At 49.3% G+C, this 15207-nt stretch carries 13 protein-coding genes; 2 read left to right on the top strand and 11 right to left on the bottom strand.

Annotated elements, in window-relative coordinates; genetic code table 11:
• Position 1 precedes the first annotated feature (1 nt).
• Complete coding sequence (tal, locus tag Kalk_RS20660) at positions 2-961, top strand: transaldolase (protein ID WP_101896062.1); 960 nt, start codon at positions 2-4, stop codon at positions 959-961.
• Here tal and Kalk_RS20655 read toward each other — a convergent pair.
• Positions 954-1508, bottom strand: coding sequence for an STAS domain-containing protein (locus Kalk_RS20655; RefSeq protein WP_101896061.1), 555 nt, complete (start codon positions 1506-1508; stop codon positions 954-956). The two genes, tal and Kalk_RS20655, sit on opposite strands and share 8 nt — an antisense overlap.
• Before the next feature lie 61 nt (positions 1509-1569).
• On the bottom strand, positions 1570-2766 hold the full coding sequence (locus Kalk_RS20650; RefSeq protein ID WP_101896060.1) for a SpoIIE family protein phosphatase: 1197 nt from the start codon (positions 2764-2766) through the stop codon (positions 1570-1572).
• A 260-nt stretch (positions 2767-3026) separates the two neighbouring features.
• Between Kalk_RS20650 and Kalk_RS20645 the strand changes: the two genes are divergently transcribed.
• On the top strand, positions 3027-3338 hold the full coding sequence (locus Kalk_RS20645) for a PilZ domain-containing protein (protein WP_101896059.1): 312 nt from the start codon (positions 3027-3029) through the stop codon (positions 3336-3338).
• 46 nt (positions 3339-3384) lie between these two features.
• Here the strand turns inward: Kalk_RS20645 and Kalk_RS20640 are convergent, their stop codons facing one another.
• The 9 genes from Kalk_RS20640 to hrpA form a co-directional block, all read right to left on the bottom strand.
• Positions 3385-4944, bottom strand: coding sequence for a hypothetical protein (locus Kalk_RS20640; protein ID WP_101896058.1), 1560 nt, complete (start codon positions 4942-4944; stop codon positions 3385-3387).
• Positions 4945-5084: 140 nt separating this feature from the next.
• Entirely contained in the window at positions 5085-5882 is a 798-nt protein-coding gene (locus Kalk_RS20635) for an MlaA family lipoprotein (RefSeq protein ID WP_101896057.1), read from the bottom strand.
• 127 nt (positions 5883-6009) lie between these two features.
• The gene (locus Kalk_RS20630; RefSeq protein WP_101896056.1) at positions 6010-6642 is read right to left on the bottom strand and encodes an HvfX family Cu-binding RiPP maturation protein; all 633 of its coding nucleotides are present in this window, start codon (positions 6640-6642) and stop codon (positions 6010-6012) included.
• A 5-nt stretch (positions 6643-6647) separates the two neighbouring features.
• Positions 6648-7427: an HvfC family RiPP maturation protein gene (locus Kalk_RS20625; protein ID WP_101896055.1), complete on the bottom strand. Its 780-nt coding sequence runs from the start codon at positions 7425-7427 to the stop codon at positions 6648-6650.
• A 12-nt stretch (positions 7428-7439) separates the two neighbouring features.
• Entirely contained in the window at positions 7440-8291 is an 852-nt protein-coding gene (locus Kalk_RS20620; protein ID WP_101896054.1) for an HvfB family MNIO-type RiPP peptide maturase, read from the bottom strand.
• A gap of 3 nt (positions 8292-8294) precedes the next feature.
• Complete coding sequence (locus Kalk_RS20615; protein ID WP_101896053.1) at positions 8295-8633, bottom strand: HvfA family oxazolone/thioamide-modified RiPP metallophore; 339 nt, start codon at positions 8631-8633, stop codon at positions 8295-8297.
• 260 nt (positions 8634-8893) lie between these two features.
• Entirely contained in the window at positions 8894-10006 is a 1113-nt protein-coding gene (locus Kalk_RS20610; protein ID WP_324775009.1) for a beta-ketoacyl-ACP synthase III, read from the bottom strand.
• A gap of 121 nt (positions 10007-10127) precedes the next feature.
• Positions 10128-11111, bottom strand: a complete 984-nt coding sequence (locus Kalk_RS20605; RefSeq protein ID WP_101896051.1) for an alpha/beta hydrolase family protein — start codon at positions 11109-11111, stop codon at positions 10128-10130.
• A gap of 94 nt (positions 11112-11205) precedes the next feature.
• Positions 11206-15129 carry an ATP-dependent RNA helicase HrpA gene (gene hrpA / locus Kalk_RS20600; protein ID WP_199767977.1) on the bottom strand — a complete coding sequence of 1308 codons (3924 nt, stop codon included), beginning with the start codon at positions 15127-15129 and terminating at the stop codon, positions 11206-11208.
• Positions 15130-15207: the final 78 nt, after the last annotated feature.

The raw sequence follows: 15207 nt of genomic DNA, 5'->3' as shown, positions 1-15207 counted from the left end.
CATGACAAACAAGCTGGAACAACTGAAAGCCATGACGACAGTGGTTGCGGATACGGGCGACATTGAAGCGATTCGTCGCTACCGGCCAATGGATGCCACTACCAACCCTTCCCTGCTACTGAAAGCAGCGGCGATTGAAGAGTATCAACCCCTCTTGGACAAGAGCTTGTCTGATACTGCATCCGCCCCAGCCAGCAACCGTATCGCGCAGGCCTGTGAGCACCTGGCTGTCAATATAGGTGCAGAGATTCTTAACTTCGTTCCCGGAAAAATTTCCACCGAGGTTGACGCACGCCTGTCATTCGATGTTTCGGCAACCATCAGCACTGCACGACGCATTATTGCGCTGTACGAAAAAATGGGTATTGGTCGAGAACGCATTCTCATAAAAATTGCATCGACGTGGGAAGGCATACAGGCAGCCAAACAACTGGAGCAGGAAGGCATTGAATGCAATCTGACTCTATTATTCAGCTTCCACCAAGCGGTTGCCTGCGCAGAAGCAGGTGCCACACTAATTTCACCTTTTGTGGGCCGCATTTTGGATTGGTACAAGGCCAATGGCGACGCTAAAGAATACTCACCCGAAAACGATCCAGGTGTGATATCCGTTACCCGCATATATCAGTACTACAAACAATTTGGCTACGACACTATTGTTATGGGTGCCAGCTTCCGCAATACCGGAGAAATTGAGCAATTGGCCGGTTGTGACCGGCTCACCATCAGCCCTCAACTGATGGGCGAACTGGAAGCTGATGCAGGAGCACTGCAACAGAGGCTAAGCCCTGATATGGAAAAACCGGCAGCAGAGAAAATTTCGCTCAGTGAAAGCGCTTTCCGCTGGCACATGAATCAGGATGCGATGGCCACAGAAAAGCTGGCCGAGGGTATTCGAAATTTTGCAAAAGATCAGATCAAACTTGAAATGCTGCTACAGGAAAAATCTACAACTAGTTGAACCCATGGACTTTGGCATCTCGACAGAAGTTTGTGTCAGGTGCCACGCCCTCTTCCAGTGGTTGCTCCAGTGCTGCCACGACGTCTTTAAAGGTTTCTCGATTAGACTCATTCATATCCATCAGGATGCGATGGGCTTCAAGCACCTTTTCAAATGCGTTCACCTCGTCGCACTCGACGCAGGGCATTTCACTCATGGCAGGACTTTTTACGGGTTCTTCGTGAACAATGTTAAATACCTTCTCGAACCCCATCGTATCTAATATGCGGGTTACATCCGGCTGGGTACTGATAATAAGAGGTTTACGATGGAAGCGTTTACGGGTCTGGATTGCAATTTTAGCTAACAGCCCCAGAGCGGTACTGTCGATGATTTGGGTCTCACTCAGATCAACCAGCACGGAAGCAAGCTGTCGATCCCTAAACATTGTTTCAATAAAACTGTCGAGCGTAGCGCAAATTGGAACGCGAATTTCACCAATTAGTTTGAGTACGTATGTACCTTGGTGGACCGCATATAGCGCCTTTCCGGTTTTAGATTCAGCCATGGATCTAATTACTGCCCTGCTTCGCCCGCATCCACAGGCATAATAAAGTCTACCTTGCCCCCTACCTTGGTGAGCAAGAAACCGTCATAAGCGCAATATCATCAGGAACCGCGTTTTTGGTGCGAAGATCCAGGTGATCTAAGAGCTGGTCTATATTATGAATCCCATTGGAAACTATTTCCATAAGGTGTTGCTCTTTTTCTGCTACGGATTTTTGAGGCATAACCTCAAGAACACCATCGGAAAAAATCACTAGATGGAAGCTCTCACCAATCGCAACCTCTTGATTTATATAATTTACTTCATCAAAAAGGCCCACCGGCAAGCCACTGCCCTCCAACGGAATAGCGTTACCATCTGTTACCAAAATAGGGGGCGGAAAATGTGCGGCACTGCAATACACCAATTTTCGGGCGCTACAATCGATATAACCGCAAAACACCGCCAAATGCTTACCAAGGCCCAGCGGCAATAACTCATCGTTGGCCCGCTTCAGTATATCCGCCGGTTTAAGGGTATGGGGCTGGTCAGCACTGTAATGCTGCTTGACCCTAATTGCCATAGTCTTAAGCAATACGGTGACAAAAGCAGAAGACGCCCCATGGCCAGAAACATCAGCCAGGTAGAATCCAATACGGTCATCACCCAAACTGAAATAATCGACAAAATCGCCGCTCAGGTACAGCGACGGGATAATGGTATATTCCACTTCCAGGTTGCCGTAACGCTTGTACGGCTCCGGCAACATCTTGAGCTGCACTACCCGCGCCGCTTCCTGATCTTCTTTCAGCAAACGCAGGCTATCATTGAGTTCCCGATTCTTCTTCTCCAACTGCTCTCGGTAATGCTGGTTCTGGGACTGCATCTCGTGATCATCCAACGCCCGCTTAACAGCATGAAGCAGCACTTCGGGATCAGAGAGTGGCTTGAGCAGAAAATCCGTTGCCCCCAGCCGCAGAGCCTTGACCACATCATCCATTTCACCCACATCGGAGATCATGATTACTTGCGAACTGTAGTCGCTTGACGCTATTTCTTTGAGGATGGAAAGGCCATCGATATCGGGTGAAGCCACATCGCAAATGACCACCTGAGGATGATGCTCTGCCCAAAAGCGAAGCCCCGGCTCACCCTCACTCTCGACGTGTACGTGATAGCCCTCATCACGCAAACAACCGGATATATGAGCCTGTAGATCTGATATCTGATCAATCAACAGAACTGTGACATCAGACCCTGGAGGTTGGGGAAACTTCATACCGGGAGCAAATAGTCCTTTTTAGTTTAACGACACGAAGGTTGGGTGTCGGACATCCCATTTGTAAGATTAAAAATTACTCTTAAAGCAATGATATTGCAACTGGTGAGCACCTCACCCCACAGGAACTGGATTCTAAATAATTTAGCAGTCTAAAAGCGTAGCGATATCTGAGCGCTCTGATATACTGATTTTGACCTGCATGAGCTGAATGCCAACACAAACACAATAATATGGCTAAACGTAGCGAGAGAGGACCCATGTCTTTGTCAGAAAGATCCTACGAAGAAAAACGCGGTTTCATACGGATGAGGGTAGACACCATGGTCACCTTCACTAAAGTTGATGGCAAAGAGCGTTATGAAGGACGCTGCCGAAACCTGAGCGGCGCTGGAATGCTGCTTGAGACAGAAAAAAAGCTTGAATCAGGTGATCGCCTGAGAGTTACTATCCCATCTGAAGGCCCGGACTTCTCTCCGCTTGACGCGGTTGTGGAAGTGGTACGCGTGACTCCGCTGCCCAACCTGCACTTCTTCAGGCTCGGTGTAGTGATCAAGAAAATCTGCAACTAGATATTGGAAGGGCCTTACTAAAGGCCCTTTTTATTATGTAGACAAATTACTGCTCACGATCATTAGCAGCCAGTCTTTTACTGTTCGCAACCGACTCAAAACCCTTTAGATCAAGCGCAAACGCTTCCTGAGTTTCAAATATCAAGCGGTTCACCTCTTCAGACACGTCTTTGTCTGGCAACACTCGATCATTCACAATACCCATGCCAATTCGCACAAAGAAATTATCAAGCCCTTCAAACGCGGTTTTCAGAGTAAGCACTGAAGTATCACCAGCCTTAGAAGACTGATCAAATTGAGCACCAACCAATATGCCCTTACCTTCATTACCCTTACAGGCCACGGCGATGAACTCCTTGATGATTTCATCCAGATCCTTGGGTAACACGATATCTATCATCGAGGTAGGCATGATGCCTAACGCATCGCCCTGCACCCGAATATCCGGAACATCTGATAACTGCCCGACCAGCTTCGCACCATCGTCCGTCGCCATATACTGAACACGCGCTTTGGCATTATCGATATGGGTAACAACGCCTAGTATCGTCATCGTGCTTTGCATGTGGGCGATGAAGTTCCAAGGCTTGTTGTCCTCGATAGGTGGTGCGTCCACGATCACTTTATTACCCTTGACCGGCAGGATGCGCCCGTCAGCAATAAATGCCTGGAAACTGCCACGCATGGTACGGCTGTCCATTTCGGCGTTAAACAGCTCGCCCCGCTCATCTTCCAAACGAATAGAGCCTTTGAACAACCGATTCATACTCAATAAATGGTCAGCAATGTGCGGGTAATATTTTTTCATCCGCTCAGGCTCGATAACAAATGAAACCTTAAGCTGTCGATAGGGTTTGTTTAAGTCGTGGTAAACCACGTCCTCGATAGCACCAATATGAGAAAGCAGCTCCCACATTGCGGGAAACGATGCCCAAAGCGGCGCGATGATATCTACATCTTCGGAACCCAGCTTGGGGCTCATGCGAATAACGTTGTCGCGATACTGTTGAGTGATGCCTTTATTCGACGCTTCGTTAAAAGAGGGTGCGCCATCGACCACTACACGAAACGTCTCAACCGCCGCCCCCTGAACTGAGTGCCACCGCATATCACCCACACCCAACTGCAACGTGCTGCGCATCAAATAGTGGTTACCCATGTCGCCGTCGATTTTCTTGGCGCGCACCAACGCCGACATATCGCCGATGGATTGGGGCACCCCTTCTGCAGCCACTCCCACTGCATTTGGAGTCGGGCCAACCTTGTACTTCTCACCAACCCGGGCACCGTACATTCGAAGCTGACGCCAATCACCGTCCTGCTCAGGCAGCATTTCATAGAAATGACTTAAATTGAACGACTCTAGGTTGTCCCACATTTCATCGACGAAATTCTGGGTTTGCTCGTGATACTCGATACCATTGAAGACGGTGCGATTCAGATCCGCCATTTCATGCATACGCTTGATGGCAACATCAGGATCACCTTCACCAGCCAGCTCAACAGAGGCTGCCCAGCTTCGATCCAGCACTTCAGGGGGTACCGCCATAGCCGATGTAGCGATCAGGGCAGCAGACAGCACGCCCAACTTAACTTTGATTTTCATAGCACTTCCCTTAATCATTTTTGTTATATCCTTCGGGGGGAATGGCTCAATCTTCCGATAACAGGCAAAATAAGTCTATGGCATTGGCGACGCAACTAATCGTCCTATTAGGCAAGCAAAAACCCGCTTTAAACGCCAATTTAAAAATCAGACCCTTCTATATCAAAAGCTTCCTCTTCTTCATCATCAAAATCGTCAAACAAATCGCCATCGTCAAGAAAATCGTCGGTCATTTGGCCATCACTGACCAAAAAATCACGGCGCTGCAGATAGGCGTCCCGGAAGAACGCATAGCGATCCCCGGCAATGAGTTTTTCTGCCTCAAGAAAGCTGGTTCTGAGATCCACAATTTCCAGACCTCGTATGCTGTAACGAGTAAGATCGTGATCCACTGCTTTATAGGGTGAAATATAGTAATCGGGTACCATGCCTGCACTATCACGCAGTGTGTTTGGCCCCAGGAATGGCAGCACCAAATAAGGCCCTGAGCCAACCCCCCAATACCCCAGGGTTTGACCAAAATCCTCATCGTGCCGATCCAGGCCGATGCGAGAAGCAATATCAATAAAGCCAAATATACCCACGGTGGTGTTCACCAGAAAGCGGGTAGAATCCAGGCCCGCTTGTTTAAACTTGAGCTGAAAAAGATCATTAACGATGGTTTTGATTTCACCTACGTTATTGAAAAAATTTGAAACGCCATCCTGAAGCGGGTCAGGCATCGCCTTATCGTAACCAGTCGCTACCGGCTTTAGCACATAATAATCGAGGGTATCGTTAAACGTGAAAATGGCACGATTGAAACCCTCAAGCGGATCCCTTTCGTTGCCTGGGGATTCTGTGTTAGCGCTGACCGTATTGCAAAAAGCCAATACCAACATCATCAAGAAGTAGTGGCAACGCCGGATAATCCAATCCGTACAGGGAGGATTTGTCATTATTGGGGTTCCTGTTGAGATCCGAGCGCTCGATTCTACCTTGTGTTTCCGGGCAACACAAAGCGTGATAACAAGCACAATAGCGAACCCTATGAGGCCAGCCGGCTCCACGCCTATGCGGCCGTACTCAGGCCCTGAATTTACGAGCAATCCAGTAATCCAGGCTCAAGAATCGCCCTGCCCCGGTAAAAAACAGGCTCAACAGCATGACAAAATAGGTCGTGGCAAATTCAATACCATTGTTGAGCACCACAAAGCCCCCGGTTTCCGTTAGCCAGCTGTAGTTCCCGTTCTCACGTAAAATATCGCGGGCGCGATCTAGGCGCTTACCAACCTCCTGACTGTTCTGGAGGCTTTCATCTGCGCCCGGGAATCCCAGCGGAGCCAATACCCCGGCAATACTGGTTTCTGGATCCGATGGCGCAACGGCGAACCAGCCGTTATCCCAGTGGGCGGTGTAACCGGCCACAATCATCGTAATCATGAGGGGGATGGCGACCCACCGCACCGCAAAGCCCGCTAACAAGGCGACACCGCCCAACAGCTCCGTAGCAGTTGCCAGAAACGCCATCACCTCGGGGGCAGGTAGATGCAGGGAATACTGAAACCAACTCACTATATCGTCAAAGTGATTCATCTTATGAACGCCCACCGCAATAAAAATCGGCGCTAAATATAAGCGTAAAGCCAGCGGGGCGAGGAAGTCTGCACGACGACAGGCATCAAGCACGTTCTGCAATTTATTAGCTAGGTTAAGCATTCAATTCAGACCTTTACCTGTTTTAGTTCTGTTCCCAAAATAATTCCACTTTGACGTAGACTCTGCAACGCCTGTTCGCCACCGTTATACACAAGCTCTCTATCCAAATGAGGCAGCTCGCTGGCAACAGCGTTTACGGCATCCGCTCCGCTAAAATCAGTATGCTCTTCCAGTAGCAGCAATAACTTGGCTGTAACTGCGTTAATTTCCATAAAGCGAACTTCATCTTGCCGGTCTCGATAAACAATCAAAAAAGTTGCAACTTGGGGCTGTTCAGTGGGTAGGTAATCAGCGCTGATACGATGCACTGGGTATTGATAGCTGACGACATAAGCTAACGGCGACACCAAGGGTCGGCCCTGCATCAAATTACCCTGGGGGTTAAATCCAGACGAAGGGATACTATCTGCATCGGTATCGGCAGCTAATTCGAGCCATTCATAATGCGCCAGCTCTATCATAAAAGGCAGGTCATCCTGCTCTGGTTGACGTTGCTGCTGCAAGTAGGCTAAAAACTCTTGGCTGATCTCGAGAAAATAAGGGGTGTTGCAACGATAACGGGCGAAGAAATCACGCACCATGCGATGCCACTTTTCATCACTGGTCAAGCTGCGTAGAACCGGGAAGCCACCACTAATAAAGCCTTCGATATTGTTGTAAAAAAGATCGCGATAGATCTGCAGCCGACGATCTTCAACGCCGCCAGGAGCTGGCACCTGCGCAGGATTGCGCAAATGAGCGGCAAAATCGTATTGCAGTTTTTGAAATGAAGGTTGTTTACTCACGCAACGATGCCCTCAAGCGAATTGTTCGTCAGGCAATCTGTATCGTGCTTGCATATCACGAATGATACCAACTTCATTCAACAACTCAGGCACTTCAGGGATATTGAAGTCGCGCTCCAGCAATGTCGGTTTAACGCCAAACAACTGATAGGCTTTACTTAACAATTCCCATACTGGGTCGATAACGTTTGCGCCATGAGTGTCGACAATAAGGTCATCTGCTTCATTGTAGTGACCTGCAACATGAATATATTGAATACGCTCACCTGGCATCTGGCTCAGGAAAGCCTCTGGGTCGTAACCGTGATTGACGCTGTTAACATAGATATTGTTGATGTCCAGCAACAGGCCGCAATCAGCTTGCTCCAGAACAGCCTTTAAAAACTCGATCTCCGACAGCTCCTGACCCGGTGCCGCATAGTAGGATACATTTTCAATACCCATTGGGCGCTCAAGTATATCCTGCACCTGATGTATGCGCTTCACGACATGATCAACTGCATCACTGGTAAACGGGATAGGCATGAGGTCATATAGATGCCCATCATCACTGCAGTAACTGAGGTGTTCTGTATAAACGCTGATTTTATGCTCATCCAGAAAACGCTTTATGGATTTGACCAATTCAACGTCTATCGGCTCTGGGCCACCCAGTGACAAAGACAAACCGTGGGTCACAAATGGATAGGCTTCCGTCATGGCGCGAAACTGCTTGCCGAAGCGCCCGCCCAGGTTGATCCAGTTTTCCGGGGCCACTTCCATAAAATCGATCTGGCTGGGCTTTTGCTCGCTAAGCGGGCCAATGATGGCCCGCCGCAAGCCCAACCCGGCACCCTGTATGGTGTTTGGGTTGTTATGGTTCATGGCTTATTTACCGCACTTGCCTTCACCACATTTGCCTTCTTTATCGGCTTTCTTGCCTTCGCCGCACTTACCTTCACCACATTTGCCTTCTTTATCGGCTTTCTTACCTTCGCCGCACTTGCCCTCGCCACACTTACCTTCTTCTCTTGCCTTTTTGCCTTCACCACACTTGCCCTCGCCACACTTACCTTCATGATCACCGGCAAGCTGATAGCCAGCAGACAGCTCTGTGGTTGCGAATGGGTTTTCAGCTGCACTGACTGGGGTTGAGACCAATGCAGATGCCACTAGTGCTGCGCCAACGCCAGCCGCCAAAGGGTTCAGTGAATTAAATTTAGCCATGTTGTTCTCCTCGGTGTATTGCTTTCAGGTTTTTATAAAGTGGGTTTTATACCCAAAGTTTAAACTGTGACGGCATTGCCATTATCACAGCTACTGCTAAATAGGACGGATGGAGGTGTCAGATGTTACATCCCTGTTATTCGATTTTTTCGTCATATCCAAACTTACCGGTTTTTATAAAGTAAAACACGGTTTTTTGGACATAAAAAAAGCCGCAGAGTTCGCTGCGGCTTTATATTTAAAGTTTAATCAGCGAATTTTCAACATCGCTTAACAATGACACTGCCTGCTGAATAGCCAGCACCAAAAGAACAAATAACGCCAACTTCTCCGGGTGCAAAGTCGTGCCGATGCTTATGGAACGCAATTACTGAGCCTGCCGAACTGGTATTGGCATATTCGTTAAGAATAACCGGCGCTTCTTCTGCCGTAGCGTCTCGCCCTAAAACCTTCTTGGAAATCAGCAGGTTCATGCTCAGATTCGCCTGGTGTAACCACATGCGCTTAAGCTGCGAGGTCTCGACACTTTCATCCGAGAGGTGGCTTACGATCATCTCGGCGACCATTGGCACGACCTCTTTGAACACTTTACGACCATTTTGACGGAACAGTTTATCACGGGCACCAATGCCACTCTCATCACAACGATTGAGAAAGCCGAAGTTGTTGCGGATATTGTTGGAGAACTGAGTCTGCAGGCGGCTACCCATGATTTCCCAGTTTTCAGGCGACTTACTGGTTTCGAGACGCTCTACTATCATGGCCGTACAAACATCGCCAAAGATAAAGTGACAATCACGATCTTCCCAAGCCAAGTGGCCTGAACATATCTCAGGATTCAATACCAGTACGGCTCGCGCAGAACCAGCCAGCACTGCATCCTTCGCAGTTTGCAGCCCAAAGGTAGCGGAGGAGCAAGCTACGTTCATATCAAAGCCAAACCCTTTAATACCAAGGGCATCCTGGACTTCGATCGCCATGGCGGGATATGCACGCTGCATATTGGAGCAGGCTACGATCACCGCATCAATATCGTCGGCCGTTTTGTTAGCCTGTGCCAATGCTTCCTTGGCCGCCGCGACCGCAATTTCACACTGAATGGACTGCTCTTCATCGCTCCGCTCGGCAATGCTTGGGCGCATTTTGGCAGGATCCAGTACGCCGGACTTGTTCATTACGTAGCGACTTTCGATTCCCGACGCCTTCAATATGAACTCTTCACTGGAATGGGATAACGCCTCCAGCTCACCTGCGGCGATAGCCTGACTGTTTTCTTCGTTAAATCGATCAACGTATTGATTAAAGCAAGCCACCAATTCGGCATTGCTGACAGATTCTTGGGGTGTGTATAGGCCCGTTCCGCTTATGACCACTGTCTGGGGCTGAATAGTTTGCGACACTTCTACCTCCGGCATTCTTTATCTTTATCGCTATTAACGTTATGTGCCTGTTGTTATGGTCTGGCCGGTATACAAAAAAGGCCAACCTGTTCAATCACTTACCACTCTCGGCAGAGTGTCCCTGATTCTTTGGCTTGGGATCATCCCCACTCGTCGCCTCTTCCCTCAGGCGGTTCATTTCCGACATCCAGTTTATCATGAATGGAAAGTGATCATGCACTGCATCCGGGTGTGTAAGCATGCTGATCTGTGAGTAATTGTGTCGGTTTCCCAAATTTTGGCCCAAAACCACAAGCCGCCCGTTGTGATGGCCAATCTCCCGCATGAAACCTTTGACGTCCTCCGCACTGCAATGGGCCAAATCTGAGCTGGAAGAAAAATACAGGGCGGGCGGGTAACTGAGGCCATGACTGAGCGCTTCACCGTAATTGAAATGATCCTCAGGATCGACCCAGTCCTGGCCATGCAACCAATTGAGGCTGTCCTGCTGAATGCCCAAAAATTCGTTTTGGGCCCCGATTCCCAGGCCACGACCAGGAATGTAACCCTTAAACCGTGCCACCAGAGCGCCCAGCCAACCCCACAAGCCATCCACCCAGATCAAGCGGGATAGACTGCGTTGCTGAGCCACGCGGTGACTTCCAAAGTTAATAAGGCCATTTAAACTTGATCGATAGAATGGATATCGTGCCAGAAAGCTACTGGCCAACACGCCGCCCCATGCATGGGTGATCCAAAACTCGGGAAAGCTGCCTTTCACGTTCTGGATGGTTTCAAGAATGGCGGGAATATCTTGGTTTATGGCGTCCCCGACCCTATAGGTAGCCCAGCCGCTGACAGGAGGCCAGGAGCGCCCCTTACCCCGCAGGTCTGGGATATAGGTATCAAAGCCTTGTCCGGCCAGGAAATGAGCCAACCCCTTGCCTTGGCGTGAGTAGAAGATGGTGCCATCCTCCAGCAAACCATGAAGCAGAAGAACGGCCGGGGCATCTGGATTATCGGTGAGGCGCCGCAAATGTAACTGTTGCCCTCCGGGGAGCGGAACCATTAGAGACTGCTCGATCGTTCTTACCGACATAACCGCTTTCCTTGCAGATAGTGCGCCGACGATTCACGCTCCCTTTTAATAGAACTAATGCCTTAATAGTACTAATGCCCAGGGTATAAAAGCATCAAGGGGCGACGTTTTGCCACATCTTTTGTAATCGCTTATAAGAGACAGGATAAGGCGTCTTTACCCCTTGAGCAAACAGTGAGACACGATATTCTTCCAATGCCCAGCGCCAGTTCTCCAGGTTTTCATCCAGCACTCCGCCTTTAAGGTGTTTATGACTACGATTCTGATACTGATCCCACAATAGAGCCAACTCATCAACAAGCTCTTGATCACGATCGATTTTCCCTTGCAGCCGCTGCCATCGAAGGGCGATGGCATCCAGATAGCGTGGATACTCAAGTAAGGCGCGGTATGGAATACGATGCATCCAGTCTTGTGGAAACAAGTGCGAAAGCTGAACACGAATATCATCGCGGCTGATTTTTTTAGCGGGTGATTTATCATTGGCCAGCATCGCAACTACCTGATGATGGCGCTCGAGTATAGCCGATATCAGACTGGCGATATCCGCAGCAGCAATTACCAACTGAGCTTTCCCGGTAACAATACGCTGTTGAAAATCGGCTTCGGTTCTGACCGTTGGCTGCCCTGCGACAAACGCACGATAAAAAGCCATATCAACCAATCCATCCACCAGAGACTTGCGATCACCAAAAGGGGCGTATTTAATGGCAGCAGTCTCTGACAGGCTGTGCTGCTTTTTTAAATATCGAACCTGTTGTGGCAATGTCAAAACGCATAGTCTCAGCAACCCTTGTTCCATCGACACTTGCGCCGCAAAAGGTGTATCGAATAGCTGTAAAGCCACCCCACTTTCTTTAATAGCCAGAGCCGGGTAAGCTTTCACCAAAGCGCCTGCCTGCTTGACCTCATACACTTCTGGAATGGTATCGAAGGCCCAGTAATCAAACACCGCCTCGGATAGTGTGTTCTGTGTCAGCTGCTTGAGTGACTGTTGAAATTCGCCCTGCAACGACAACTTGATCTGCCGAATATCTCTGCCCTGACTCAACACTTTACCCTTCTGATCCAACACTTTAAGGTTTGCCAGTAAATGCAAGGGTAATGTGGATTCATCCCAGCTTTGATCCGTTATATCCACGCGTTTTTTGTCACGAAGAAAGCTGGCCAACTGAACTTTTAGCGATCGCCCTCGGTCAGGCTTACTGTTTAAAAACGCTTCTGCAAAATCAGGCGCTGGCACAAAATGCTTGCGTAAGGCTTTGGGCAGGCTTTTGATCAGCCCGACGCATTTCTCTTTTTCCAGCCCAGGCACCAGCCACTCCAGTTTTTCCTCTTCGATTTGATTAATGAGCGTAACAGGCACTACGATATTAAGACCATCCTGCTTTTTGCCGGGTTCAAATTGATAATCAATTTTGATACTGCCGCCATCCACTTCTACCTGATCGGGAAACTCCCATTGCTTGATAGAATCGGTGTCAGACTTAACCAATTGCTCCTTCTTGAGAAAAAGTAGCTCTGGGGTTTGCTGTTCTGCTTTTTTGCGCCAGCGCTCAAAGCTTTTACCATTAACAACCTGGGTGGGAACAATGGCATCAAACAGGGCATATAGGGTAAGGTCGTCGATCAGAATATCCCTGCGGCGCGATTTCTGCTCCAAGTACTCCAGCTCTTCTATGAGCTTTTGATTGTGGCGCGCATAGGGTGCTCGGGTTTCATACTCATGCATTACCAATGCGTGCTGGATGAACAACTCTCGGCAAAGAATTGGATCGATATTACTGTAGTTTACCCGCTTGCGTGGATTCACAATCAAACCAAACAGGCTGGTCTGCTCGAAAGCGACAGTGCAGGCCTGCTTTTTCTCCCAGTGCGGCTCAGAATAGCTGCGCTTTAACTGCGACTCTCCTACCTGCTCCACCCAATCAGGTTCAACACGAGCTACCGTGCGTCCATATACTTTCTGGGTTTCTACAATCTCAGCACATACAATCCATTTTGGCTTACGTTTTATCAAAGTGGAGCCAGGGAATATATTCATCACCCTGTTACGAGCCCCGTTATAGCCTTTTTGATCATCTTTGGTGGCGACATGGCTTAGCAAGCCAGCCAGAATCGCCCGATGAATTTCTTCATATCGAGCCGGCTCACTGTTTTCACTCCAACCCAGTTGATGCAGGGCCTGCTTTAACTGCCGATACACATCCTGCCACTCACGCATACGCAAATAGCTAAGGAAATTTTGCAGCAACCAGCGCCGATACCGGTTATTGGTCAGATCGGTTTTCTGTTGCTCACACTGCTGCCAAACGTTCACAAAGGTGAGGAAGTCAGACTCGTCATGTTGAAATCGTTTCAACGCCTCGTCGGCCGCACCCTGACGATCATGGGGCCGCTGCCAGGGCTCTTGAACACTCAAGCCGCTGGCAATAATCAACATCTCGCTCAAGCAGTGCTGTTCTTTTGCCGCCACCAGCATCCGGGCAATTCGAGGATCTATTGGAAACTTAAGCAGATCGAAACCCAAAGGCGTGATGATTCGCTTGGCATCCACTGCACCCAGCTCTTCCAGTAAGCGATAGCCATCATTTACCAATCGATGATCCGGTGGATCAACGAACGGGAAGCGGGATACCTCCCCTAACTTCAAGCCCTGCATTTGCAAAATGACTGAGGCGAGATTGGTGCGCAGAATCTCCGGCTCTGTGTATTCAGGACGATTGATGAAGTCCTGCTCGGAATATAAACGAATACAAATACCTTCAGCCACCCGCCCACAACGCCCTGCCCGCTGATTGGCACTGGCCTGGGACACTGGCTCTATAGGTAATCGCTGCACCTTTGTGCGAAAACTATAGCGACTTATACGGGCAATGCCTGGATCAATTACATAGCCAATATTGGGTACGGTGATGGAGGTTTCGGCCACATTAGTTGACAGCACTACTCGTCTGTTGGCGTGGGGTTGAAACACCCGGTTCTGCTCCGCGTTACTGAGCCTTGAATACAGCGGCAACACTTCCAAATGTTTCGGGCCATGTTTACGCAGACACTCCGCCACCTGCCGTATGTCACGTTCCCCTGGCAAAAACACCAGCACGTCACCAGGTCGGGCTGGGTTAGGATTGGCTCGCTCCAAACGATGAATTTCTTCCAAAGCGTTCAGGATACCGGTTTCGATTTTGCCTTCGTCATCGGAGACAACCTCGTCATCATCTCCTTGAGGCTCATCCAATGGCCGATACAGAATATCCACCGGATAAGTACGACCAGACACCTCTATGACCGGTGCATCGTTGAAGTAACGGGAAAAACGCCAGTGATCAATGGTGGCCGAGGTAATGATAACTTTTAGATCAGGGCGTTGTGGCAGCAACTGCTTGAGAAAGCCAAGCAGGAAATCAATATTCAGCGTACGTTCGTGGGCTTCATCGATGATGATGGCATCGTATTGATTAAGATAGCGATCTTGGGCGATCTCGGCCAATAACATGCCATCGGTCATTAGTTTGATATGGCTATTTGCCGAGACCTGATCCTGAAAACGGATCTTATAACCCACCTTATCGCCAATGGTGGTGTCCAGTTCGTCAGCAATCCGCTGAGCTACGGTGCGAGCCGCCAGTCTACGTGGCTGAGTGTGGCCAACGTAACCGGTTACACCCAAACCCGCCTGCAGGCACATTTTCGGGATCTGGGTGGTTTTACCGGAACCGGTTTCACCGGCAACAATGACCACTTGATTATTCTGAATTGCCTTGACAATTTCTTCGCTGCGACCGGCTACCGGCAACGATTCAGGATACTGCCACTTGGGCAGATTATCCCGGCGCATCTGCACGGCAGCCACAGACTGCTCAATCGCCTCAGCCAATCGGGCCAGCTCTTTATCAGCTGGCTTTTTCTGGGCAATACGCTGCTCAATCATCTGTATTGAGCGACGAAAGCGGAAGCGATCTTTGCTCAGGCAAAGGGGAAGCTGCTTACGAAGGGAAGCTATTGAGTCAGAATTCACGCCAAAACCTCATGTGTTATGGCGCCGCATTGTACCGGAGAAAGAAGGGAAAATGCAGACCGGTAAAACCGGCCTGCG

This window comes from Ketobacter alkanivorans, from assembly GCF_002863865.1.
In the GTDB taxonomy this organism is placed as follows: Bacteria; Pseudomonadota; Gammaproteobacteria; order Pseudomonadales; family Ketobacteraceae; genus Ketobacter; species Ketobacter alkanivorans.
Note: the sequence above shows the minus strand (reverse complement) of the source record. Positions and strands in the feature narration are given on the sequence as shown.

Bases quoted from the DNA above. Each gene is read 5' to 3' on its own strand.
- tal (WP_101896062.1), top strand. From the start codon at position 2: ATGACAAACAAGCTGGAACAACTGAAAGCCATGACGACAGTGGTTGCG.
- Kalk_RS20655 (WP_101896061.1), bottom strand. From the start codon at position 1,508: ATGGCTGAATCTAAAACCGGAAAGGCGCTATATGCGGTCCACCAAGGT.
- Kalk_RS20650 (WP_101896060.1), bottom strand. From the start codon at position 2,766: ATGAAGTTTCCCCAACCTCCAGGGTCTGATGTCACAGTTCTGTTGATT.
- Kalk_RS20645 (WP_101896059.1), top strand. From the start codon at position 3,027: ATGTCTTTGTCAGAAAGATCCTACGAAGAAAAACGCGGTTTCATACGG.
- Kalk_RS20640 (WP_101896058.1), bottom strand. From the start codon at position 4,944: ATGAAAATCAAAGTTAAGTTGGGCGTGCTGTCTGCTGCCCTGATCGCT.
- Kalk_RS20635 (WP_101896057.1), bottom strand. From the start codon at position 5,882: ATGACAAATCCTCCCTGTACGGATTGGATTATCCGGCGTTGCCACTAC.
- Kalk_RS20630 (WP_101896056.1), bottom strand. From the start codon at position 6,642: ATGCTTAACCTAGCTAATAAATTGCAGAACGTGCTTGATGCCTGTCGT.
- Kalk_RS20620 (WP_101896054.1), bottom strand. From the start codon at position 8,291: ATGAACCATAACAACCCAAACACCATACAGGGTGCCGGGTTGGGCTTG.
- Kalk_RS20615 (WP_101896053.1), bottom strand. From the start codon at position 8,633: ATGGCTAAATTTAATTCACTGAACCCTTTGGCGGCTGGCGTTGGCGCA.
- Kalk_RS20605 (WP_101896051.1), bottom strand. From the start codon at position 11,111: ATGTCGGTAAGAACGATCGAGCAGTCTCTAATGGTTCCGCTCCCCGGA.